We start from the raw sequence: 22,203 nt of genomic DNA, 5'->3' as shown, positions 1-22,203 counted from the left end.
ACCCGCGATGATTGTGACCAAGCCGTGATCAGTAAGCAGTAATGCAACGGGGGCAATACCGGCAGGCAAGCGAGCATCGATGTACGGACATAGGCAGGTCTCCGTTATGACGGCGATCTCGGGTGGCGCAAGGGGCCCGGCGACAGGCACGGGGAGATGTACGGATTGGTGCCTGTCGATGGGGCTCTTGGTGTACGCGTGGCCCTACGTCTGCCCCAGGCACTTGAGATCCACAAAATTCTGTCCCGAGGCCTGAAGATCGCCCACCGTCGCCGGATCATCGGCAAGAACGTGACCTCGTGGACCCACCCACCGACGACGAGACCGGGACAAACCCATTCACGATCGCAGAAGCCAAAGCCTTCCCAAAGGGCCGCCGCCAAGCAGCCCACGTTTATGCGGTGGGTCGTGGGTGTCGGCATGGGATTCCGGCAGGGCAAGGCCCCCGGATTCCGGTGGCTCTTCCACCCCCGTGGCAGCTCCAGCGCCTCACCTGGCCCCACGGATGCAAGGCCACCCACGCCTGCGGCGAGAGCCTGCACCACTCGCCCCTCTGCCCACCGGACTGTAAGGCCCACAAGAACTGCAAGCGCGGCTGCCCCAAGCCGTGCCCGAAGGACTGCACGAAGCACGCGAGCACCTGCCCCGACCGCAAGGAAGGCGGACTCGTCTTCACCCGCCCCAAGACCAAGAAGAGCCGGAATTCCGTCCCCATCCCGCCCCCATTCGTCCCGTACCTGCTGGAGCACAAAGCCCAGCAGGAGGAAATGCGCGCCGCCGCGGGCGACGAGTGGCAGGAACACGACGCGCTTTTCACTCGGCCGGACGGCCAGCCGATCGACCCCCGCGACGACTGGGAGGAATTCAAGGAGCTGCTCGAAGAGGCCGGGATCGACGACCGGCGCCAGCACGACGGCAGTCGCCACACCGCCGGCACGATTCTGAACGAGCTGGGGGTCGACCTCCCCACGATCATGGAGATCCTTCGGCACTCCCAGATCGGCCAGACGCGCCGCTACGTCAAGGGCAGGTCCCACCTCGCCAAGGCCGCCATGGTCCGCATGGGAGACACCTTCATGCCCAGCCCGACACCCGCACCGGAACCGGCCCCGAAACCGGCGTCTGAGACCACAACTGAGACCGCCGACACCCGCGCGGCGCGCGCCCGACGCCGCCGCCGTATCCGCTAAACGAAAAGCCCCAGGTCAGATAGCCACTGACCTGGGGTTCCATCCAGAGCCCCCTGTCGGATTCGAACCGACGACCTACGCATTACAAGTGCGTTGCTCTGGCCAGCTGAGCTAAGGAGGCATGGCCCCGCGCGGGGGCGCCCGTGCAGTGTACCCACGTCACGGGGTGCTTCCGTCGAAAATTTCCGCGAAGTTCACAGGGGGCGAGGTACTGACAGACCAGGTGAACGCCAGGTACCGTCCTGAGCCAGTCCCTCGCATGGACTACACCACCGTGGAACCGTCCCCGGTGGCTCACCACCTTTACTCGGATCGTCCGGCACGTTCCTGCCGGTGAAGGGGGTCTACGACCCATGGCCACTGTCACGTTCGACAAGGCGACCCGGATCTACCCGGGTTCCACCAAGCCCGCCGTCGACCAGCTCGACATCGCGATCGAGGACGGCGAGTTCCTCGTCCTCGTCGGACCGTCCGGTTGCGGCAAGTCCACCTCCCTCCGCATGCTCGCGGGCCTGGAGGACGTCAACGGCGGCGCCATCCGCATCGGTGACCGCGACGTCACGCACCTGCCGCCGAAGGACCGGGACATCGCCATGGTGTTCCAGAACTACGCGCTCTACCCGCACATGACCGTCGCCGACAACATGGGCTTCGCGCTCAAGATCGCCGGCGTCAACAAGGCGGAGATCCGGCAGAAGGTCGAAGAGGCCGCGAAGATCCTCGACCTCACCGAGTACCTGGACCGCAAGCCGAAGGCCCTCTCCGGTGGTCAGCGCCAGCGTGTCGCCATGGGTCGCGCCATCGTGCGTGAGCCCCAGGTGTTCCTCATGGACGAGCCGCTGTCGAACCTCGACGCCAAGCTCCGTGTCTCGACGCGTACGCAGATCGCGTCGCTCCAGCGCCGCCTCGGCATCACCACCGTCTACGTCACCCACGACCAGGTCGAGGCCATGACGATGGGCGACCGCGTGGCGGTCCTCAAGGACGGTCTGCTCCAGCAGGTCGACACCCCGCGCAACATGTACGACCGCCCCGCCAACCTCTTCGTCGCCGGCTTCATCGGCTCCCCGGCCATGAACCTGGTCGAGGTCCCGATCACCGACGGCGGTGTGAAGTTCGGCAACAGCGTCGTCCCGGTCAACCGTGACGCCCTGAAGGCCGCCGCCGACAGGGGCGACCGCACGGTCACCGTCGGTGTCCGCCCCGAGCACTTCGACGTGGTCGAGCACAACGGCGCCGCCGCGGCCGCCCTGTCGAAGGACAGCGACGACGCCCCGGCCGGCCTCGCCGTCTCCGTCAACGTCGTGGAGGAGCTCGGCGCCGACGGTTACGTCTACGGCACCGCCGAGGTCAGCGGCGAGACCAAGGACCTCGTGGTCCGCGTCAACGGCCGCCAGGTCCCCGAGAAGGGCGCCCAGCTGCACGTCGTGCCGCGTCCGGGCGAGACCCACGTCTTCTCGACCTCCACTGGCGAGCGCCTCACCGACTGACCCGGACACGACCGTCCGCGAAACATCCGGCCCGGGATAAATCACCCAGGTTGACGAAGAGGGCCCCGCAGCCAGCCTGCGGGGCCCTCTTCCGTGCCTCCAACTACCCCGGCAAACCGGCCCATTTCGACTCTTGTACGTCAACGTGGCGCCCAGGCGGCGGCACTACGGCGTCCCCCGTATCGGTGACCTAATGTCGCCATATCACTACCCCGCGCTACCCTCACTCGCGTGAAGCACACCCACACCTACACCCAACGGACGCGCCGCGGCCATGGCCCCGCCCGCCGCATCGGCCGCTCCCTCGCCCTCGTCCTGCCCGTCGTCCTGGTGCTCTCCGGCACCCTGGCGGTCACGAGCGTCAACTGGTCGGGGACCGACCCGTCCGAGTCGATCCTCGCCGCGTCGGACGTCTCCGCCCAGCGGACCTCCCCCCGCGCCAAGGCCCGCGCACCGCACGAGCTACTGCGCGACAAGCTCCTCCTGGAGCTCCAGGAGGAGAACCCCGGCGTCGCCCTCACCCACCTCCAGCAGGCGGTGAACGGCCGCCCGTCGCTGGCGAAGCACTGCACGTCCATCGCCCGCGCCCTCGGCCGCGCCGCCGTCCGCGCGTACGGGCCCACCCGGGCCCAGTCGTACGCCCGCCCCGTCTGCGACACCTCCTTCGCGACCGGAGTCGCAGCACTGCACGGCTGAGAGCCCGCCCAAGGGCTCACAGAAACACTGGGGCCCCGCACAGGGCCCGCAGAAACACGGTGGGCCTCGCAGGACGCCCAGGGCGCTCGCACCCCCAGTCCGCTCCCCCGATACCGATCACCCAGGGCCGTGCTCCCGCGAACGGGGCGCCACGTACAGTTCGGGCATGACCGATCCGAACGCCGCGTCGCGCCCCGTTCAAGCCGTGGTCCTGGCAGGTGGCCAGGGCTCCCGACTGCGCCCGTACACCGATGACCGGCCGAAGCCCATGGTCGAGATTCCCGGTACGGGCACCCCGATCATCGGCCATCAGCTCACCTGGCTCGCCGAGGAGGGCGTCACCGACGTCGTCGTCTCCTGCGGTCATCTCGCCGACGTCCTGCAGAACTGGCTGGACTCGGCCGACCTGCCCGTCCGCGTCACCACGGTCGTCGAGACGGAACCCCTGGGCCGCGGTGGGGGCCTCAAGTACGCCGCCGCGCATCTGCCCCACCCCGACCGTCCCTGGTACGCCACCAACGGCGACATCTGGACCCGCTTCTCGCTGCGTGACATGGCGGACTTCCACACCGAGCGCGACGCCGTCGCCACGCTCGCCCTCGCCCGCCCCCGCATTCCCTGGGGCGCCGTCAAGACCGACGGCTTCGGCCGCGTCACGGACTTCATCGAGGCCCCGCCGACGACGTACGAGATCAACGCCGGCGTCTATGTCTTCTCCCCCGAGTTCGCGGGCCTCCTCCCGGAGCGCGGCGACCACGAACGCACCACCTTCCCCCGTCTCGCCCGGGAACGCCGCCTGGCCGGTTTCCCGATCCCTCAGGGCGCCTACTGGCGGGCGATCGACACGGCGAAGGACCTGACGGAAGCAGCAAGGGAACTGGCGGCCCTGGGCCGCTAGAACACCATCAGAACCCGGGTCTCACCCCCGAAGGGGCGCGGGGAACTGCGCGACCGACCCCCATGGGCCCGTGCACGCCGACACCCCCGCACCCCCGAGCTGTCAGGCGACGACGAGCACACGGACGGGCCCCGCAGGAAAACCCTGCGGGGCCCGTCCCCTCACCGCCGCGAAAGGCGACAGAACCTACCCGAGCAACCCTCCGACCAGCCCCGGCTGCCCACCGGAGGAGCTGCCCCCGGAACCCCCGGTGGAGGAGCCACCCGACCCCCCGGTCGTCCCGCCGGAGGCACCCGCGCCACCGCTGGAGGTCGGCCCCGCCGTCGTCGGCGCCTGCTCGACCGGGACGGACTGCTGCGGTGGGACCTGCCCCGCCGTCCCCTGCGTCTGGCTGGGCTGCCCGGTGGCCGCGCCCTGCGTCGCGCCCTGCGTCGCGCCCGGCGTCGAGGTGGCCCCCTGCGTGGGGCTCGCCGACGTCGCTCCGGCGCTCGGCGAGTTGGACGCGGAGGGGCTGCGCCGCTCCTTGCGGCCCTTGTCCGCTTCACCGGGAAGCGGCGACCCGGGCAGTTCGTTGCGCGGCGCCTCCCCGGGCCCCGGCACGACGATCCGGTCGGCGTCCCGCACAGCTCCGCCGAGCAACGACCCGACCAGCAGCGTGAGACCGACGACGACCGTGGCGACGAGGGCGCCCCGGCGCAGCACATACCGCCGCAGCTCCCAGATGTCGGCGCGCGGCCCGAGCGTGCGCCAGGCACCGCACGCGAGCCGCCCGTCGACGGAGTACACCGGCGCGCCCGCGATGACCAGCGGGGACCAGGCGGCGAGGTAGATGATGTCGGGCGTCTCGTAGACGGGGACGGTCTTCCAGCTGACGGTCACCAGCAGCGCGGCCGACAGCAGTACGCCGAATCCGGCGGCGACCCGCTGCCACAGCCCGAAGATCGTGAGAACACCGACGACGACCTGGGCGAACGCGATGACGAGGCCGGAGCCGACGGGGTGTTCCAGCGCGAACTGGCGCAGCGGCTCGGCGACCTCCCACGGGTGCAGCGTGTTCAGCCACTTCACCATGGAGCCGCGCTTGCCTCCGTCGAAGTAGTGCGGGTCGCAGAGCTTGCCCATGCCCGCGTAGACGGAGATGAAGCCGAGGAAGACGCGCAGCGGCAGCAGCACCACGCCCAGGTTCATCCGCCGGCCGGGGTAATAGCCCTGCCGCACGGGCTCGTTGCCGGTGCGGCGCCGCGTCCGCTCGCCGTCCGGGTTCCCGTCGTCGTCCGCGTCGGCGAAGCGGTCGGCGGCGAAGCGGTCGTCGGTGTAGTCGTCCCGTCCCGCGTACCCCGGCTCGTCGTACGCGCTGCCGACCTGGCGCATGGCGGGCAGCAGCCGGGTGCCGTCGGGGGCGGCGTGGTCGCCGTGGGTGCGCTGGCTGCCGACGATGGGCGTCTCGATCGTCTCCACCGTCAAGTCGGCGTCGTAGCCGCCGTTTTCGACGCCGAATCCGCCGGTGTCGGTCTCCGTGTCGCCGACGCGCGGGATGACCTGGGTGGCGCCGGCCTCCCTGACGGCCTGGAGGAGACGGTGGGCCCCGGTGTCGTCCGGCGCGGACTTCCCGCTCCAGACGACCGGGCGCCGACGCCCGGCGGCGGGCGCACCGGCGCGCACCACCGTGCCCACGACGGGCATGCGCGCGGTGTCCTCGGTGGCGCTCAGGTGCCGTGCGATCCGCGGGGACGTCCGCGTGGAGGCGCCCAACTGCACGCGGAAACTCGCGTGGTTGACGATGACCTGCGCCGGATCGCTCGGCACCTTCACCATGCTCAGCGCGGGAGCGTCGTCGAATCCCGAGTCGAGTCCCGACGAACGGTCCCCCGTGAATGTGCGGGGTGTTCTGGTGTCCACACTCATCTAACCGAGTGACGTGTCGTTAGGACACTGCTTTGACCGCGCCGATCTGTCCGAACCGCGTCAAGGTGATCGCGAACACCACGAACCCCCAGTTGGTGGGGGGCCCTGTCAGCCCCGGCGCCGAGCCGCCTCGTACAGCACGACTCCCGCCGCGACACCGGCGTTCAGGGACTCCGCGCCACCTGGCATCGGAATCCGCACCCGGAAGTCGCAGGTCTCCCCGACGAGCCGCGACAGGCCCTTGCCCTCGCTGCCGACGACGATGACGACGGGACCCTCCAGGGCCTCCAGCTCGCCGACCTCGGCCTCGCCGTCCGCGGCCAGACCGACGACGACGACACCGGCCTTCTTGTACGCCTCCAGCGCACGCGTCAGGTTGGTGGCGCGGGCGACGGGCGTACGGGCGGCCGTACCGGCGGACGTCTTCCACGCGCCGGCGGTCATCCCGGCCGCGCGCCGCTCCGGTACGACGACGCCGTGGCCGCCGAACGCGGAGACCGACCGGACGACGGCACCGAGGTTGCGCGGGTCGGTCACCCCGTCGAGGGCGACGATCAGCGGGTCCTCACCCTCGTCGAACGCGGCGGCGACCAGGTCCTCGGGGTGCGCGTACTCGTACGGCGGGACCTGGAGGACGAGGCCCTGGTGGTTGAGCCCGTTGGTCATCCGGTCCAGCTCGGGGCGGGGCGCCTCCATGAGGTGGATGCCGCCGCGCTCACCGGCGAGCTGGAGCGCCTCGCGCACCCGCTCGTCGTTGTCGATGAACTGCTGGACGTACAGCATGGTGGCGGGCACGCCCTCACGCAGCGCCTCGACGACCGGGTTGCGGCCGACGACCATCTCCGAGGTGCCCTTGCCGCCGCGCCCGCGCACCACGGGGCGGCGTGCCGTCTGCTTGACCTTGGCGTTGGCGATGCGGTTCTTCTTGTGCCCCTTGCGCATCTCGGCGGGCGGCGTCGGGCCCCTGCCTTCCAGACCCTTGCGTCGCTGGCCGCCACTGCCGACCTGCGCGCCCTTCTTGCCGGACATGCGGCGGTTGTTAGCGGCCATGACCTACCCGTCTCCTGGAAGCGTTCGTACACATGCGCGTGTACGTCATTGAAGTCTCGTCTATGCAGTGTGCCGCCCGGAGGGCCGGGCGGCACAATCGATCAAGGTGATCGGAGGTCAGCGGGGGCCGAGCGTCCAGCGCGGACCGTCGGAGCTGTCCTCGATGACCAGGCCGGACTGGTTGAGCTGGTCGCGGATGGCGTCCGCGGTGGCCCAGTCCTTGCGGGCGCGGGCGGACTCGCGCTGCTGGAGGACCAGACCGACCAGGCTGTCGACGACGCCGTGCACGCTCTTGTTGAGCACGGTCTCGCCCCGGTCGCCGCCCTCGCCGGCCCAGTGGGCGTCGAGCGGGTCGAGGCCGAGGACACCGAGCATGGCCCGCACCTCGGCGAGGCGCGCCACGGCGGCCTCCTTGTCGTCGGCGGCCAGCGCGCTGTTGCCCTGGCGGACCGTGGTGTGCACGACGGCCAGCGCCTGCGGCACGCCCAGGTCGTCGTCCATGGCCTCGGCGAACGCCGGCGGCACCTCGGCCGCGGGCTCGACGACCCCGCCCGCCTTCTCGACGACCCGCTGGACGAATCCCTCGATACGGGCGAACGCCGACTCGGCCTCGCGCAGGGCCTCCTCGCTGTACTCGATCATCGACCGGTAGTGCGGGGTGCCCAGGTAGTAGCGGAGCACGATGGGGCGCCAGTGCTTGACCATCTCGCTCACGAGGACCGAGTTGCCCAGCGACTTGGACATCTTCTCGCCGCTCATGGTGACCCAGGCGTTGTGCACCCAGTACCGGGCGAACACGTCGCCGAAGGCCTTGGCCTGCGCGATCTCGTTCTCGTGGTGCGGGAAGATCAGGTCCAGCCCGCCGCCGTGGATGTCGAACTCGCTGCCCAGGTACTTGTGCGCCATGGCGGAGCACTCCAGGTGCCAGCCCGGCCGGCCCCGGCCCCAGGGCGTCTCCCAGGTGGGCTCGCCCGGCTTCGCCGACTTCCACATGGCGAAGTCACGCGGATCGCGCTTGCCGGTCTCGCCCTCGCCGGACGGCTGGAGCAGGTTGTCCAGCTCCTGGTTGGACAGCCGCAGGTACTCGGGGAACGACCGCACGTCGAAGTACACGTTGCCGTCGGCCTCGTAGGCGTGACCGCGCTCGATCAGCCCGCGCATCATCTCGACCATCTCGGTCACATGCCCGGTGGCACGCGGCTCATAGGTCGGCGGCTGGCAACCGAGCGCGTGGTAGCCGTCGTTGAAGGCGCGCTCGTTCTCGTAGCCGATCGACCACCACGGGCGGCCCTGGTCGGCGGCCTTCGCGATGATCTTGTCGTCGATGTCCGTGACGTTCCGGATGAACGTCACGGCGTACCCGCGGTACTCGAACCACCGACGCATGATGTCGAAGTTGAGCCCCGAGCGGATGTGGCCGATGTGCGGGGCCGCCTGCACGGTGGCACCGCACAGGTAGATCGAGACACAACCCGGCGTGATGGGGTCGAAGTCACGAATCTGCCGGGCGCTGGTGTCGTACAGGCGAATAGTCACGCCTCCAGGGTAGTGGGCAACCGCAAGTGCGCTGCGCCGATCCGGGCGAAGGTCCACGAATTCGTGACACGTGGCTGCGCCGCCGGGCCGGGCGCCTGGTGACTCGGGCCGGGGGTGCGTTGGCGGGTGCGGGTCCGTCGTGGCCGTTCGCGCGGTTCCCCGCGCCCCTGAAGGGAACGGGCCTGCGGCCCGCCCTTCACCTGACAAACACGGGGCGCAGCCCCGGTCGCTTTTCAGGGGCGCGGGGAACCGCGCGAGAAACCACGACGGACCGGCGGTCGCCGACGCACCCGCACCCCCGAGCCCTGTCGCGCTCAGGCCCTCGCGACCAACGCCGTGGCGACCGCCATCAATCCTTCGCCGCGGCCGGGGAACCCCAGCCCGTCCGTCGTCGCTCCGGAGACGGAGACCGGTGCTCCCACGACCTCCGACAGCACCTTCTGCGCCTCGTCCCTCCGCTTGCCGATCTTCGGTCGCGGCCCGACCACCTGGACCGCCACGTTGCCGATGACGAACCCCGCGTCGCGGACGATGCGCGCGGCCTCCGCGAGGAGCGTCACCCCGGACGCGCCGGACCACTCGGGCCGGCCCGTGCCGAAGTGCTGCCCCAGGTCACCGAGGCCCGCCGCGGAGAACAGCGCGTTGCACGCGGCGTGCGCCACGACGTCCGCGTCGGAGTGCCCGGCGAGACCCGGCCCCTCCCCCTCCCACTTCAGGCCGGCGCACCACAGCTCCCGGCCCTCCTCGAAGGCGTGGATGTCGGTGCCGATGCCCACCCGCGGAAGCACCACCGCGGGTGTCGTATGCGTCTCAGAACCCATCGTTCAGCCTCCTGCGGGCCAGGACCGCCTCCGCGAGCACCAGGTCGAGCGGGCGGGTCACCTTGAACGCCTCCTCGTGCCCCGGCACGACCACGACGCGCGATCCGAGCCGCTCCACCATGCTCGCGTCGTCGGTGACCTCGCCGGTGACCGTCTCGTGCGCCCGCACGAGGGTCGCCCGGTCGAAGCCCTGCGGGGTCTGCACCGCCCGCAGCCGTGCCCGCTCCGGGGTGGCGACCACCGGCTCGGGCGTGCCCGGCACCGCCGTCGGCTCGACCTCCTTGACCGTGTCGGCGAGCGGCAGCGCGGGCACCACGGCCGGCGCCCCGTCCCGTACGGCCTCGATGACGGCGTCGACCGTGTCGACCGGGACGAGCGGACGCGCCGCGTCGTGCACCAGCACGATGTCGTAGCCGGGCGGCAGCGCGTCGAGCCCGAGGCGTACGGACTCCTGCCGTGACTCACCGCCGGGCACGACGAGGAAGTCGGTCCGCTCGGGCAGCGCGTGCGCGTCGAGCAGGGACTTGACCTCGGCGGCCCCGTCGGGCGGCGCCACGACGATGACGAGGGAGACGGCGCGGGACGCGGCCATGGCCCGTACCGCGTGGATGAGCATGGGGGTGCCGTTCAGCGCCCGCAGTGCTTTGGGGGCGCCCGGACCGAGGCGTACACCCCGACCGGCGGCCGGGATCACGGCTGCCGTACGGGCTCCCGCGCCGGTCCCGGAGGGCGAGGGACGCGAATCGTCAGACATCGGTTCCTGTCAGGTTTGTGTGCTCGGCCTACGTGGGTATGGCCACAGCGTGCCGGGCGCGACATCTTGACCGGACCCTTCCGTGACATCTGGTCGAGCCAGCTGCCCGGGCCCGGCACGCCAAGTATCGGGGACCCCACCCCGTCGTACGGCATCCGGTTCCGTGGCCGGGTACGAACATGCCGCAGCGCCCGGCGACAATACGTACGTCATCGGGCACCGCGGCATTTACTGTGCTGCGCTGAGCGGCTGAGCGGGCTGGCTGCCTGCCTCAGTCAGTTCAGGACGCGAGGACCTCGTCCAGCAGGGCCTCGGCCTTGTCCTCGTTGGTGTTCTCCGCGAGGGCGAGCTCGCTCACCAGGATCTGTCGGGCCTTGGCGAGCATGCGCTTCTCACCGGCGGACAGTCCGCGCTCACGCTCACGACGCCACAGGTCACGGACTACTTCCGCGACCTTGATGACGTCGCCGGAGGCGAGCTTCTCCAGGTTTGCCTTATAGCGACGCGACCAGTTCGTGGGCTCTTCGGCGTACGGCGCACGCAGCACCTCGAAGACCCGATCCAGGCCGTCCTGACCGACCACGTCACGCACACCCACGAACTCCGCATTGTCCGCCGGTACGCGCACCGTCAGGTCACCCTGGGCGACCTTGAGCACCAAGTAGGTCTTGTCCACGCCTTTGATCTGGCGAGTTTCGATGGCCTCGATCAGCGCGGCCCCGTGATGGGGATAGACCACGGTGTCGCCAACCTTGAACGTCATGTGACAGGTACCCCTTCCGTGGCTATCCAGGGTAACACGGATACGGCGTGTTCTGAATGGCGTTTTCGCAGGTCAGGGCATATCTCGGGGCTTGACAACAGCGACAGGAACGTGCTGCGAGGGGCGAACGGGAGTGGGTATTCGCAGGTGGGAGCGGCTCTCTGGGCGGAGCGAAACGCGCACGTTACACCTATCCGGAGGACTCCCCGACTGTCCGAACGTCCTACTTTGTCCGACTCCAAGTGTGCGACTTCCGTTACTCCGTTCGGTGGGCGGAGTCGGGTACGAGACGAATCCGGAATTGATCAAGGAGTTCGATCTCCCGGAGATGTTCCGCCGTTACCGGATCGTGTTCCGGAGCCGTTCCAGAGCCGTTCCGGAGGGGTTCCGGGGCTTCTGGCGGCTGATCGATTTTCCGCGGCCGTCCGCATTCCTCGTCGAAAATCGAGGCGCGACGCGGAAGGGATCGAGGGGGTTATGTGAATGCCGGACGAGCGCGCGGGGTGGCCGTCCCTCAATTGCTTCCCGTGACTCGCCGGGCACTTGGGGAGGGTCGGGTGCGGCCGTGATGGGGCGGCTCGGTAACCTAAGCCCGCTACCGATCACGTATCGCCCACGTTCAAGGAGTTGCCGCCGCCGTGAGCAGCAGCCTTCGACGCGGCACACTCGCCGCCGCCGCCCTCGCGTTCTCGATCGCCTCGCTCGCCGCGTGCAGCGCCGGCAGCAACGCCCAGACGCTCCAGGTCAAGCCGGACAACGCGGCGACGACCGTCGGGGACATCGAGATCCAGAACGCGATCGTCGTCACCCAGCCGGACGCCGCGGCCAAGGGCCCGGCGGTCGTCTCCGCGACCCTGTTCAACAACTCCACCACCGACCAGACGCTGGACTCCGTCACCGTGGACGGTGCCGGCGCCGCCGAGGTCACCCCGGTCAAGGGTGAGGGCAAGGGCGGCAAGGTCGTCGTCCCGGCCGGCGGCTCCGTGATCCTCGGCGGCGAGGGCAACGCCTCCGCCGTCCTGTCGGACATCGGCTCCTCCGTGCAGAACGGCAACGCCCAGAAGGTCACCTTCGCCTTCAGCGAGACCGGTGACGTGAGCCTGCGCGCCTTCGTCGTCCCCGCCGAGCACTACTTCGAGAAGTGGGGCCCGAGCGACATCCCCGAGGCCCCGGTCACCAGCCCGAGCCCGTCGGACAAGGCCTCCGGCTCGCCGTCCGCCTCCGGTTCGTCGGAGGAGGGCACCACCGAGGGGGAGGGCGCCGCCGCCGGTTCCTCCGGCTCGCCGTCCGCCTCCGAGTCCGAGGCGGCCTCCAGCCGCTGAGCGCCGTACGTCACCGGTTATGGCTCATATGGCTTAAGGCTCGAACTTGTAGCCGAGGCCGCGGACCGTGACCAGGTATCTCGGGGCTCCCGGGTCCGGCTCGATCTTGGCGCGGAGGCGCTTGACGTGGACGTCGAGGGTCTTGGTGTCACCCACGTAGTCGGCTCCCCAGACGCGGTCGATGAGCTGCATACGGGTCAGCACTCGGCCCGCGTTGCGCAGCAGCATCTCGAGCAGGTCGAACTCCTTGAGGGGCAGGTCGACCTTGGAGCCGGAGACGGTGACCACGTGACGGTCGACGTCCATACGGACCGGACCGGCCTCCAGCGCGGCCGGGGTGACCTCCTCGGGCTCGCCGCGGCGGCGCAGTACGGCCCGGATACGGGCGACGAGTTCGCGCGAGGAGAAGGGCTTGGTGACATAGTCGTCGGCTCCTATCTCCAGGCCTACGACCTTGTCGATCTCGCTGTCCTTGGCCGTTACCATGATCACCGGGACGTTGGAGCGACTGCGCAGCTGACGGCAGACCTCGGTGCCGGGCAGACCGGGCAGCATCAGGTCGAGGAGGACGAGGTCGGCGCCGTTGCGCTCGAACTCGTCGAGTCCGTCGGGCCCGGTGGTCGCGATGGCGACCTCGAACCCCTCCTTGCGGAGCATGTAGGACAGGGCGTCGGAGAAGGACTCCTCGTCCTCGACGACGAGCACTCGGGTCACGGAAGGACCTCCGGGGCGGGATGCGATGCGTACGGGGATGACTCGGTGTGCGGTTGTCCGTCCTCGTCGTCGAGGTCCGGGTGGTGCGTGGCGCGGTCGCGGGACGCGCCCGCCTCCGGCAGCCTGAGGGTGAACGTGGAGCCCTGGCCTTCGGAGCTCCACACCGTGACCTGCCCGCCGTGCGAGGCTGCCACGTGCTTGACGATCGCGAGTCCGAGACCCGTGCCGCCGGTCTGGCGGGAGCGGGCCGGGTCCACGCGGTAGAAGCGCTCGAAGATGCGCTCCTTGTCCTTGTCGGAGATGCCGATGCCCTGGTCGGTCACGGAGATCTCGATGAGGTCCCCACCGGGTGCGGACACCCTGCGCGCGGCGATGCCGACGCGGGTGCGGGCCGGGGAGTAGTTGACGGCGTTCTCGACGAGGTTGCCGAGGGCGGCGGCGAGCTGGCCGCGGTGGCCCCAGACCCTCAGCGCGGCGGTGCCGCCGGCGGCGATGGTGATCTGCTTGGCGCCGGCCTGGTGGCGGCACCGGTCGACGGCCTCGGCCACCAGCTCGTCCACCCGTACGGGCTCGGCGTCCTCCAGCGGGTCGTCGTTCTGCACGCGGGAGAGGTCGATGAGCTCCTGCACCAGGTTGGTGAGCCGGGTGGCCTCGATCTGCATCCGCCCGGCGAAGCGTTCCACCGCCTCCGGGTCGTCACTGGCGCCCATGACGGCCTCCGAGAGGAGGGACAGGGCGCCGACCGGGGTCTTCAGCTCATGGCTCACGTTCGCGACGAAGTCGCGCCGTACCGCCTCTATCCGACGGGCCTCGGTGAGGTCCTCGACGAGGAGCAGCACGAGCCGGGAGCCCAGCGGCGCGACGCGCGCGGAGACCGCGAGGGCCTCGCCGCGCCCGGTGCCGCGCCGGGGCAGATCCAGCTCGACCTGGCGTATCTCGCCGTCCCGGCGGGTGTCGCGCGCCATCTGGAGCATCGGCTCGATGGCGAGCTTCCCGCCGCGCACCAGCCCCAGGGCGTACGCGGCGGAGCTGGCCTTGACCACGGCGTCGCCCTCGTCGAGCACGACCGCGGAGGAGCGGAGCACGGAGAGCACGGTGTCCACGCCGGGCGGCAGCACCGGGTCGGTGTGCAGGGAGGTCCTGGTCGGACGCTTCTGCTCGCGTTCGCTGAAGCGGAACGCCAGCATGGCGATGACACCGGTGAGTACACCGGCGATCGCTGCCGCTGCGGCGACCGCCGCGTTCACGTCCATGCATCCAGGTTAGGCACGAGGTCGGACATCCCCACAGCGCTCGAAGGGCGACCTCGAACACTCGTCGCCCAGAGTTCACCTTGGAGCCAGTGATGGTTCATTTGGGATGGCGGAAACGGACGCGTACGGGTCGGAACGTGGGAGCGTGGGGTTCATCCGGGCCCCCCGGGCCGGCATCCGCTCCGGCCCGGCGGAACGGCGGCCGCGCCTTCGCACGGGCACGGCGGCCGGCGATGCGACGGCACGGCACGGCTTCCCCCCGGAAGCGGAACCCGTCCGTCGCCGACAGGGCGGTACGGCTTCCGGGGACGGAGGACGCCATCGCCGGGTGGTGATACGGCTTCCGGGCAAGGAGGGCTGCGGGCACCACCGGGTGGTGGCACGGCTCCGGGCACGGAGGACGGCCATCGCCGAGGGCGGTACGGCTTCCGTGGACGGGCGGAGGGCGGCCATCGTCCAGAGGCGGTACGGCTTCCGGAGAATGGGGGCACGACCGTCGGTGTGGCGGCACGGCCTTCGGGCACGGCCTTTTCGGAAACCCACGAGCAGACGCACGTAAGAGAGGGACACCCTGATGCGGGACGCGTACCACGAGGAACTTGACTCGATCGGTGAGGGCCTGGTCGAGATGGCCCGACTGGTGGGGTCGGCGATCGGACGCGCCACGACGGCGATCCTCGACGCCGACCTGAAGCTGGCGGAGAGCGTGATCGAGGCCGACCAGAAGGTCGACGACCTCCAGCACGACCTGGAGGCCCGCGCGATAGCGCTGCTGGCCCGGCAGCAGCCGGTCGCCACGGACCTCCGTATCGTCGTGACCTCGCTGCGCATGTCCGCCGACCTGGAGCGCTCCGGTGACCTCGCCCAGCACGTGGCGAAGCTCACCCGGCTGCGCTTCCCCGAGCGGGCGGTCCCGCGCGACCTGCACGCCACGATCCTGGAGATGGGCCAGCTCGCGCAGCGGCTCATGGCCAAGGCCGCCGAGGTCATCATCACCAAGGACGTCGACCTCGCGCTCCAGCTGGAGCAGGACGACGACGCGATGGACCTCCTCCACCGCACGCTCTTCCAGCACCTGATGGACGACCGCTGGAAGCACGGCATCGAGACCGCCGTCGACGTCACCCTCCTCGGCCGCTACTACGAGCGCTTCGCCGACCACGCGGTCTCCGTCGCCAAGCGGGTGGTGTACCTGGTGACCGGCGAACACGCGGACGAGCTGCAGGCCGACATCCAGCCGGTGACGGGGGTGGAGGGGGCGTAGGGCCCGTGGTGTCTGCGAGTCTGAGGGTGCGCTCGGAGGTCACGGGGGCGCCCGGCGGATTCGTGGCGCGGCGCGTGGATGCTCCTGAGGGCGTGCGCGCCTGGTAGGCGGGGCGTGCGGGCCTGTCCGAGGGTGGGCGCGTGGCGCCTCCGCCGGGCGTCCGGACGCCTCTGTGCGCCGTTGATGCGCCCGGCTGAAACGTCATGCAATGGGGCATCCAATGGGCACAGGCACCAGCCTTCGAGGAGGGACCATGGCCGAATCCCCCGCCAGCCCCAGTACGCCCGACCCGACACAGCCACGGGACACCCAGCAGCCCGCCGACATCAAGTCCCTGCCCCTGTTCGGCGCCTGCGGCTGCGGGTCCGGCTGTGGCTGCGGGTGCCAGTCCGGCAACCCGTGCCAGTGCGGCTGAGCGGCAGGCGGTCGTGCCCGTACGGATGAGCGGCAGGCTGTCGCGCTCGTACAGCTGAGCGACAAGCGGTCGCGTTCGTAGGGGTGACGCGTGAGGAACGAGGGGCCTGTCCGAGGGACGGGCCCCTCCCCTCTTTCTCCTTGGAGCACGCGCGGCCGTACCCGAATGGGCGCAGCATGGAGGTACGTACGGACGGCCAGGAAAGAAGGAGGTGCGAGGCCATGGCGAAGTTCATGGACGTCCACCACGGGATGAAGGGCATCACGGCCGAGCAGCTGAGAGCGGCGCACCAGGCCGACCTCGACATAGAGAGCGACGAGCGCGTCCACTTCGAGCGCGCCTGGGCGGACCCGGAGTCCGGCACGGTCTACTGCCTCTCCGAGGCGCCCTCCGCCGAAGCGGTCCAACGTATCCACGAACGCACCGGCCACAGGGCGGACGAGGTACACCCGGTGCCGCTGACGGTCTGACCCGACCAGTCGAAGGGTCGCGGGAGGCGGGCTTGACCCTTGACGGAGGTCACGTGGTGGCGATTTCCGGCCACAGTTCGGCGGCGCGGGCGGCTCCTGGCCAGGGCCGGGAGGGCACAGGCCGCCCCCGCCCCCTTGCTGAGGCTGGCCGATCTCCGTGCATCCGCCTCCCCGCGACCGAAGCCATCCGGGATCATGAGGCATGCGTCCGGATGACTGGCACCTCACTGAAGACGTCGACGAATTCCTGGCGCGAGCCGGAGAGTTCCTGCGCTCGCGCCCCGCCCTGCACACCACACAGCTCTCGGTGACGGAGAAGCTCCGCACGCTCGGGGCGGCCGCGTACGAGGGCAAGTTCCCCGTGTTCGGCCGGCTGGAGCGAGGGGGCGAGGTCGAGGCCACGTTCTACCGCTTCCCGTCCCACGGCATGAACGTCACGTCGCTCACCCCGGAGCAGGCCGACAGCCTCGCAGCCCGCCTGACCGCGATGGACCGGGCTCTGCCTTCCATCACGGCCGACGAGGAGACGATCGCGGTGTTCACGGAGGCGTGGCAGAAACGCACGGGCGCGACGGCGGCGAGCCGTGTCCGGCTCCACCTGTACCGCTTGGGCACGCTCACTCCACCGGACCCGCACCCGGAGGGCCGGGGTCGGCTCGTGGGCGAGAAGGACCAGGAGCACCTCATGCAGTGGTGCCGTGAGTTCGCGGCGGACGTCGAGGAGGACGTCACGATCGACGCGGCGACATGGGCGAACACCCGCTTCGCCGAGAAGCGCTACACGTACTGGGAGGTCCCGGACGGCACCCCCGTGTCCATGGCGGGCGTGAACCCGATGGTCGCCGGCATGGCCCGGGTGGACCCGGTCTACACCCCGGCCCGCCTCCGCGGCCGCGGCTACGGGGCGGCGGTGACGACGGAGGTGAGCCGAGCCGCCCTGAAGGCGGGCGCCACGGACGTGGTCCTCTACACCAACGCGGCCAACCCCACGAGCAACGCCCTCTACCAACGCCTCGGCTACGTCCGCCTCACCGACATCGCGGTACACGACTTCACGTACGCCGCCTCGTAGGGTCGGGCATCTCGCCGAAAGCCCCTGGGTCGCGAGCGAAGCCGAGCCCCGGCCGGGGGCTTTCAGGCATCGGAGGGTCACCAGAGAGCTCTGTGGCTCGGGGGAATGTGACGTACGGAGGGCTGGAGCCGGTGGGACTGGGACGCAAGGGAGCCCGACGCATCGTGGTCGGCGGAACGGCCTACCGATGGCGGCTACGGCGTAGGCCCACGTACTTCCAGGCGCTGGCGTGGACGCCGTGCACGTTCGCGGTCGAGCAGGCAGACGCTCGGGGATCGATCCTCGTGGTGACCACCGCCGAGCCGCACCCGAGCAACTGGTTCGGCCGCGAGGCCCACCCCGTACGGCCGTCCGACGTGGCCCACACCATCGAACTCGCCCTCACCAGAGGCTGGACCCCGACCGAGCCGGGCTCCCCTTTCCTCCTCGACCTGTCCGCCGGCTTCACACCATCGCCCTGAGCAGGCCGACGGCACCCGAGCCGCCGAAGATGCAAGGCGCCATCCGAACCGGACGCCGACGCCCCTCAAGCCGGGCCCCGGTAGGGGGGCATCGCCAGGCAGCCCCAGCACACACAGCCCAGCACAGCACCGCAGCGAGCCCTCTGCTTTTTGCTGGTCAGTCGCGGTAGGTCCGTACGTCAAGTTCGGTTCGGGGGAATGGCCGGCCCCACTGGGCCTCATAGGCTTCTTCGCCCTGCTCGTGGTCGATCCGGTCGAAGGCCCGGATGACCGACCGAGCAAGTGCCAGGACCGTGTGGCGGCCGCACCAGAGAACAGCCCCTGAGCTGTCCGGAGCCTGGGCGTCGTCCGCCCGGACCAGACGGACAGCCTCTGCCTCGCCGTGGTCATCAGCCACCTTGACGACGGCCCAGCCGTGACTGCCCAGCGTCGCGCTGCGCGGCCGAGCCATTCAGATCGGGAAGCTGGGGGCGTTCAGGAGATCTCGCCGGTCTGGCACGAGTCTGGAACGGATCTGGAACGGGTCTGGAACGGCCGCGTCATCGAGCAACGCGGCGAGTTCCCGTAGGTCGTTCGCAACCATGACCTGAGCGAGGCGTCCGGCCATGGCAACGACTTCTGGCCACGCGGATGCCTGGAGACACTCCGCGTCGGTGTCGCCGGGTGCCTCGGCCGCCGCGGCGTTGAGCGCGGCACCCAGCTGCCGCATCAGGACGACCTCTTCGTCGGTTCGCAGGCTGACGCCGAAGTACCGCTCTGGCTCGTCGGCGTCGCAGAAGTCGTCGAAGAGTGTGTGGAAGACATGGTCCAGGCCTTCGAACGCCGACGGGTCAAGCCACACGTCCCGCTGCCACGGTGGATTGGCCAGAGCCAACACGACAGGTACGAGGTGGACTCGGTGCTTCGCCATGAGTCGGGCGTCATCGCTCACGGGTCGAGCGCAGCGACGCCGCCGCATGGCCGTCCGCCTCGTCCGGCCTGACGGACCCGAGGCGGCCCAGCTATAGCCAGAAGCCCCCGCCCTGCGGGGAAAGCGCAGGACGGGGGCTTACCGGTCTCGGGCTTCTTCTTGCCCTGGGTCTTGCCGGGGATCTTGGTGAGCTGGGTTTTTGCTGGTCAGGGGCGGTGGGCTCGTGCGCCTGGTGGTCGTTGTTGGTCGTCATTGGCCACTGTTGGGCAGCCTCGGACGGCCCAGGGACGGCCCAGCGTCGCCGCACCCGACTGACGGCCGGCGCCCTCGATGCGCCCCGTCCGAACCTCAGCCGACGACAGTCAGCCACGACGGCGGGTGCGCCGACCGACCGGGCGCGCGTGTGCCTCGCCGCACCCCCATCGGCCTTAGCCACGCTGTCAATGCCGTCGACCAGAGCGAGCCACGACGGCCGGGCCGCTACAACGGTGCTGAGCCATGAGCTTGGGAAGTTGAGGCATCAGGGGGCTATTCCGGACCTGACCAGCGGCGGTGACGCGTCGGCGCATGGTGAGCGGTTGACGGGCTTCCCGGTGTTCTGCCTGGTTCCCCGAACGATCCGGCACGGTCTGGCACGTTGCCGAAACTGAGGGACGCCACGCCTTGAAGTGGGGTACGTTGGTCTGTTCGGCCGAGATTCTGGCGTCATCCGCAACGTGTACATGGCTGAGGTTGGATGAGTTGATGCGACATGAGGCAGGTCTCCAAGGAGCCATTTTTACTCGCCCCACCGGTTCAGTGGCCCTTCCGCCTGCTCACGCCTACTGGATGATGCAGTGACTGGCGCCCGGGCATCGAATTAGAACAAATGAACGGTGGAAGTCGAGAGGCGCAACACGGCCTATGTTATTGATCTTGAACCGCAAAGCCGATTGCCTACCGGCACCCAATCTGGCGTGACTTGATTGACACGTCCCGCACGCAGGCTTACCTTGTTCGCACTTGATCGTATAGGGGGTTCCAATGACCGTCGATGCAGAGATTCAGGCCATGACTTCTGTGGTATCAGCTCTGAATGGCCTCGAAGACGATGCAACGCGGGCCCGAGTTCTGCGCTGGGCGGCAGAGCGCTTTGCAATCTCTGTTCCCGTTCCCAACACGGCGGTCATCGTAAGCGACTCCACCGTAAATGATGATGGAAGGAAGAGAACAAAGAGCCCCGCAGTTCCAACGGACCCGGTATTCGACGACTTCGTGGATCTATTTGATGCTGTAGACCCGAAGACAGAGCTGGATAAAGTCCTCACTGGCGCTTACTGGCTTCAGGCCGTAAATGCCCAGCCGTCTTGGCAGTCCGCGAAAGTGAATAACCTGCTCAAGGATACGGGTCACGGCGTATCCAATATTACTAAATCGCTAACTGCCGCACAGAAGAAGTCGCCAGCTCTTGTTCGACAGATGGCAAAGTCTGGGCGCGCGGCGCAATCCTGGAAGACTTATAAACTCACCACGTCAGGAATTGCCTATATCAGGAACAAGCTAGGCCTAACAGGGGCGGTTCCGGTGGTCTTGGCAGACGATGAGGCGGAGTCGTGAACGTTCACTCCAACGTCTTGGGCGGCCTTCCTGTCAATCTAAGGGAGGAGCTCATCGGGGCGCTGGCGAATATCACTAGGAACTTCAGCGAAGGGAGGTGGGAACCTTCCGAACTGAACGGCGGGAAGTTGTGCGAGATCGTGTACTCGATTATTCGCGGACACGCCGATGGCCAATTTCCTCAGCGGCCTTACAAGCCCAATAATATGGTTAGAGAATGTCAAAAGCTTGAGCAAGAGACCCAGCTTCCTCGCTCGCTCAGGATTCAGGTCCCTCGAATTCTGATTGCTCTATATGAGATCAGAAATAACCGGGGTGTAGGGCACGCGGGAAGCGATGTTGACCCCAATCACATGGATGCCGTCGCCGTTCTGTATATGAGCAAATGGATTGTCGCTGAACTGATTCGCGTCTTTCATGACGTCGATACAGCGACGGCTTCCGAGGCTGTTGATGCCTTGGTGGAACGACAGCTAGAGGTTGTCTGGTCCGTTGACGGAAAGAAGCGGGTCCTTTCTGAAAAGCTCAGCCTCCATGATAAAACGCTTTTGCTGCTCTACTCGGAGTCATCTCCGGTTGCAGAGAAGGATCTGTTGTCGTGGACTGAGGCCGCAAACGCAAGTTCCTATCGGCGCGACATCCTCAAGAAGTGTCACAAAGCAAGATTGATTGAGTATGACGATGTGGGGCGAATAGTGCGTCTCTCGCCCAAAGGGGCTCGTTATGTCGAGGAAAACATCCCCCTGACGGTTCCTTGACCAAACAGGCCGGTGGAGCGGCTTTGGGGGGCGCTGCTTTGGCGCGAGTGATCATGGCCCCGTAAGCTTCCGGCGCATCGGGCAGTCTGTGGACTTTCCCGGTAAAGCACGACGTTGGGGCCATGACCTTCGAGGCTCGCGCCAAAGTGGCTCCGTAAAGCCGTGGAGCCCACCGCCTCGGCCGCGACGTGCCGTTTCTCTGGCATCAGGGGGTGACTGCTGTGCGCGCGGCACGGGCGCCGGCCGGGCTGGAGCGGGGCGGAGACAGGAGCGCAGGCCCGGCCGGGGGCCGGGCCGCGCGCGGGGAGCGGAGCGAGCCGCCTTGAACCAGTAGAGAAAGTTGTAACTCAGTCGGCCTGCTGGGGCTGTCGGGGCTTGAAGTCGTATGCGCAGGCAGGAAGTTCTGCGCCTTGGCGGTGTGCCAGGGGAAGGAAGATCACTGGCCTGATCGTCCATGTGATGCGCGTCGTATAGAGGGCGAGCGACACGGTGCAGGGTTCGGAGCGCAGGAGGGCTCGTCGTGTGTCTATGCGGCCGTCGTACAGCCACTGCCATGCCTGTTCGGATGCTTCCGGGTCGAATGCCGGTGAGATGGTGCGGAGTGCGACGGCAACCCATCTGTCTGCCTGTGGTGCCGTGTAGGCGTCGAAGGATGCCCGGAGTACCAACTCGCCCTCGTCGGTGAGGTCTTCGGTCCAGCATTGGCACCAGTAGCCTCGGCGGGCTTCGTCCTTCAGCACAGGTGGTCTCCCGGTCGTGTGCCGGTGAACAGTTCCGCGGTGACGGTGTAGCCGCTGTTGCTGCCGTGGACGATGACCCGGTGGGCGAGTGCGGTGACCATGCTCAGGCCCCGGCCGTGTTCGGC

At 68.8% G+C, this 22,203-nt stretch carries 21 protein-coding genes, 1 tRNA gene and 2 pseudogenes; 12 read left to right on the top strand and 12 right to left on the bottom strand.

Annotation, left to right across the window (positions count from 1 at the left end; translation table 11 throughout):
* Positions 1–222 precede the first annotated feature (222 nt).
* Positions 223–1,190 (top strand): annotated as a pseudogene (locus AOK15_RS17195) (tyrosine-type recombinase/integrase); the annotation flags it as partial.
* 47 nt (positions 1,191–1,237) lie between these two features.
* Here AOK15_RS17195 and AOK15_RS17190 read toward each other — a convergent pair.
* Positions 1,238–1,311, bottom strand: a tRNA-Thr gene (locus AOK15_RS17190).
* Between the two features lie 232 nt (positions 1,312–1,543).
* Between AOK15_RS17190 and AOK15_RS17185 the strand changes: the two genes are divergently transcribed.
* The 3 genes from AOK15_RS17185 (at position 1,544) to AOK15_RS17175 (ending at position 4,274) form a co-directional block, all read left to right on the top strand.
* Positions 1,544–2,680, top strand: coding sequence for an ABC transporter ATP-binding protein (locus tag AOK15_RS17185; protein ID WP_055517709.1), 1,137 nt, complete (start codon positions 1,544–1,546; stop codon positions 2,678–2,680).
* 231 nt (positions 2,681–2,911) lie between these two features.
* Positions 2,912–3,376 (top strand): hypothetical protein, encoded by a 465-nt coding sequence (locus AOK15_RS17180; RefSeq protein ID WP_055517707.1) that lies wholly within the window; start codon positions 2,912–2,914, stop codon positions 3,374–3,376.
* 166 nt (positions 3,377–3,542) lie between these two features.
* A complete protein-coding gene (locus AOK15_RS17175; protein WP_055517704.1) occupies positions 3,543–4,274 on the top strand; it encodes a nucleotidyltransferase family protein in 732 nt (243 codons plus the stop codon).
* Between the two features lie 186 nt (positions 4,275–4,460).
* Here AOK15_RS17175 and AOK15_RS17170 read toward each other — a convergent pair whose 3' ends face one another.
* From AOK15_RS17170 to AOK15_RS17145, 6 genes are all read right to left on the bottom strand, one after another.
* On the bottom strand, positions 4,461–6,179 hold the full coding sequence (locus tag AOK15_RS17170; protein ID WP_079058536.1) for a DoxX family protein: 1,719 nt from the start codon (positions 6,177–6,179) through the stop codon (positions 4,461–4,463).
* 108 nt (positions 6,180–6,287) lie between these two features.
* A complete protein-coding gene (rlmB, locus tag AOK15_RS17165; RefSeq protein WP_055517701.1) occupies positions 6,288–7,229 on the bottom strand; it encodes a 23S rRNA (guanosine(2251)-2'-O)-methyltransferase RlmB in 942 nt (313 codons plus the stop codon).
* 117 nt (positions 7,230–7,346) lie between these two features.
* A complete protein-coding gene (gene cysS / locus AOK15_RS17160; RefSeq protein ID WP_055517698.1) occupies positions 7,347–8,765 on the bottom strand; it encodes a cysteine--tRNA ligase in 1,419 nt (472 codons plus the stop codon).
* 314 nt (positions 8,766–9,079) lie between these two features.
* The gene (gene ispF / locus AOK15_RS17155) at positions 9,080–9,586 is read right to left on the bottom strand and encodes a 2-C-methyl-D-erythritol 2,4-cyclodiphosphate synthase (protein WP_055517696.1); all 507 of its coding nucleotides are present in this window, start codon (positions 9,584–9,586) and stop codon (positions 9,080–9,082) included.
* Positions 9,576–10,340, bottom strand: a complete 765-nt coding sequence (gene ispD / locus AOK15_RS17150) for a 2-C-methyl-D-erythritol 4-phosphate cytidylyltransferase (protein WP_055517694.1) — start codon at positions 10,338–10,340, stop codon at positions 9,576–9,578. Before ispD ends, ispF begins: the two co-directional genes overlap by 11 nt.
* A 280-nt stretch (positions 10,341–10,620) precedes the next feature.
* Positions 10,621–11,103: a CarD family transcriptional regulator gene (locus AOK15_RS17145; protein ID WP_003953493.1), complete on the bottom strand. Its 483-nt coding sequence runs from the start codon at positions 11,101–11,103 to the stop codon at positions 10,621–10,623.
* A 638-nt stretch (positions 11,104–11,741) separates the two neighbouring features.
* Here AOK15_RS17145 and AOK15_RS17140 point away from each other — a divergent pair.
* Positions 11,742–12,425 carry a copper chaperone PCu(A)C domain-containing protein gene (locus AOK15_RS17140; protein WP_055517691.1) on the top strand — a complete coding sequence of 228 codons (684 nt, stop codon included), beginning with the start codon at positions 11,742–11,744 and terminating at the stop codon, positions 12,423–12,425.
* 33 nt (positions 12,426–12,458) lie between these two features.
* On the opposite strand, the gene phoP is transcribed toward AOK15_RS17140, so the two are convergent.
* Entirely contained in the window at positions 12,459–13,139 is a 681-nt protein-coding gene (phoP, locus tag AOK15_RS17135; protein ID WP_033322296.1) for a two-component system response regulator PhoP, read from the bottom strand.
* Complete coding sequence (gene phoR, locus AOK15_RS17130) at positions 13,136–14,392, bottom strand: two-component system sensor histidine kinase PhoR (protein ID WP_055517689.1); 1,257 nt, start codon at positions 14,390–14,392, stop codon at positions 13,136–13,138. Before phoR ends, phoP begins: the two co-directional genes overlap by 4 nt.
* A 574-nt stretch (positions 14,393–14,966) precedes the next feature.
* Between phoR and phoU the strand changes: the two genes are divergently transcribed.
* The 5 genes from phoU to AOK15_RS17110 all read left to right on the top strand — a co-directional run bounded on the left by phoU (position 14,967) and on the right by AOK15_RS17110 (position 18,074).
* Positions 14,967–15,656 carry a phosphate signaling complex protein PhoU gene (gene phoU / locus AOK15_RS17125; protein ID WP_055517687.1) on the top strand — a complete coding sequence of 230 codons (690 nt, stop codon included), beginning with the start codon at positions 14,967–14,969 and terminating at the stop codon, positions 15,654–15,656.
* Positions 15,657–15,909: 253 nt separating this feature from the next.
* Positions 15,910–16,071, top strand: coding sequence for a hypothetical protein (locus tag AOK15_RS45630; RefSeq protein WP_167738825.1), 162 nt, complete (start codon positions 15,910–15,912; stop codon positions 16,069–16,071).
* Between the two features lie 221 nt (positions 16,072–16,292).
* Positions 16,293–16,541: an SCO4226 family nickel-binding protein gene (locus AOK15_RS17120; protein WP_055517684.1), complete on the top strand. Its 249-nt coding sequence runs from the start codon at positions 16,293–16,295 to the stop codon at positions 16,539–16,541.
* A gap of 202 nt (positions 16,542–16,743) precedes the next feature.
* The gene (locus tag AOK15_RS17115; RefSeq protein WP_055517682.1) at positions 16,744–17,613 is read left to right on the top strand and encodes a GNAT family N-acetyltransferase; all 870 of its coding nucleotides are present in this window, start codon (positions 16,744–16,746) and stop codon (positions 17,611–17,613) included.
* Positions 17,614–17,744: 131 nt separating this feature from the next.
* On the top strand, positions 17,745–18,074 hold the full coding sequence (locus AOK15_RS17110; RefSeq protein WP_055517734.1) for a hypothetical protein: 330 nt from the start codon (positions 17,745–17,747) through the stop codon (positions 18,072–18,074).
* Between the two features lie 451 nt (positions 18,075–18,525).
* Here AOK15_RS17110 and AOK15_RS17100 read toward each other — a convergent pair whose 3' ends face one another.
* Positions 18,526–19,005 (bottom strand): SCO4402 family protein, encoded by a 480-nt coding sequence (locus AOK15_RS17100; protein WP_240508469.1) that lies wholly within the window; start codon positions 19,003–19,005, stop codon positions 18,526–18,528.
* A gap of 1,002 nt (positions 19,006–20,007) precedes the next feature.
* On the opposite strand from AOK15_RS17100, the gene AOK15_RS45045 reads away from it, so the two are divergent.
* Together AOK15_RS45045 and AOK15_RS45040 are read left to right on the top strand one after the other, a co-directional pair.
* Positions 20,008–20,580 (top strand): hypothetical protein, encoded by a 573-nt coding sequence (locus AOK15_RS45045; protein ID WP_157870274.1) that lies wholly within the window; start codon positions 20,008–20,010, stop codon positions 20,578–20,580.
* A complete protein-coding gene (locus tag AOK15_RS45040) occupies positions 20,577–21,338 on the top strand; it encodes a hypothetical protein (RefSeq protein WP_157870273.1) in 762 nt (253 codons plus the stop codon). Before AOK15_RS45045 ends, AOK15_RS45040 begins: the two co-directional genes overlap by 4 nt.
* Before the next feature lie 347 nt (positions 21,339–21,685).
* On the opposite strand, the gene AOK15_RS42225 is transcribed toward AOK15_RS45040, so the two are convergent.
* The gene (locus tag AOK15_RS42225; RefSeq protein ID WP_079058535.1) at positions 21,686–22,078 is read right to left on the bottom strand and encodes a hypothetical protein; all 393 of its coding nucleotides are present in this window, start codon (positions 22,076–22,078) and stop codon (positions 21,686–21,688) included.
* Positions 22,072–22,203, bottom strand: a pseudogene (locus AOK15_RS46855) (ATP-binding protein); the annotation flags it as partial. The gene AOK15_RS42225 and the pseudogene AOK15_RS46855, both read right to left, overlap by 7 nt.

This window comes from Streptomyces ossamyceticus (assembly GCF_001418475.1).
Lineage (GTDB): Bacteria > Actinomycetota > Actinomycetes > Streptomycetales > Streptomycetaceae > Streptomyces > Streptomyces ossamyceticus.
The sequence above is the reverse complement of the archived record's forward strand: the minus strand, read 5'-3'. Positions and strand labels throughout refer to the sequence as shown.

Excerpts from the sequence above, each read along its gene's own strand:
- ispD (WP_055517694.1), bottom strand. The coding sequence starts at position 10,340 with ATGTCTGACGATTCGCGTCCCTCGCCCTCCGGGACCGGCGCGGGAGCC.
- phoU (WP_055517687.1), top strand. The coding sequence starts at position 14,967 with ATGCGGGACGCGTACCACGAGGAACTTGACTCGATCGGTGAGGGCCTG.
- rlmB (WP_055517701.1), bottom strand. The coding sequence starts at position 7,229 with ATGGCCGCTAACAACCGCCGCATGTCCGGCAAGAAGGGCGCGCAGGTC.
- AOK15_RS17115 (WP_055517682.1), top strand. The coding sequence starts at position 16,744 with ATGCGTCCGGATGACTGGCACCTCACTGAAGACGTCGACGAATTCCTG.
- AOK15_RS17175 (WP_055517704.1), top strand. The coding sequence starts at position 3,543 with ATGACCGATCCGAACGCCGCGTCGCGCCCCGTTCAAGCCGTGGTCCTG.
- phoR (WP_055517689.1), bottom strand. The coding sequence starts at position 14,392 with ATGGACGTGAACGCGGCGGTCGCCGCAGCGGCAGCGATCGCCGGTGTA.
- AOK15_RS17145 (WP_003953493.1), bottom strand. The coding sequence starts at position 11,103 with ATGACGTTCAAGGTTGGCGACACCGTGGTCTATCCCCATCACGGGGCC.
- ispF (WP_055517696.1), bottom strand. The coding sequence starts at position 9,586 with ATGGGTTCTGAGACGCATACGACACCCGCGGTGGTGCTTCCGCGGGTG.
- AOK15_RS45630 (WP_167738825.1), top strand. The coding sequence starts at position 15,910 with ATGGCCGAATCCCCCGCCAGCCCCAGTACGCCCGACCCGACACAGCCA.
- AOK15_RS17170 (WP_079058536.1), bottom strand. The coding sequence starts at position 6,179 with ATGAGTGTGGACACCAGAACACCCCGCACATTCACGGGGGACCGTTCG.
- AOK15_RS45045 (WP_157870274.1), top strand. The coding sequence starts at position 20,008 with ATGACCGTCGATGCAGAGATTCAGGCCATGACTTCTGTGGTATCAGCT.
- AOK15_RS17120 (WP_055517684.1), top strand. The coding sequence starts at position 16,293 with ATGGCGAAGTTCATGGACGTCCACCACGGGATGAAGGGCATCACGGCC.
- AOK15_RS17185 (WP_055517709.1), top strand. The coding sequence starts at position 1,544 with ATGGCCACTGTCACGTTCGACAAGGCGACCCGGATCTACCCGGGTTCC.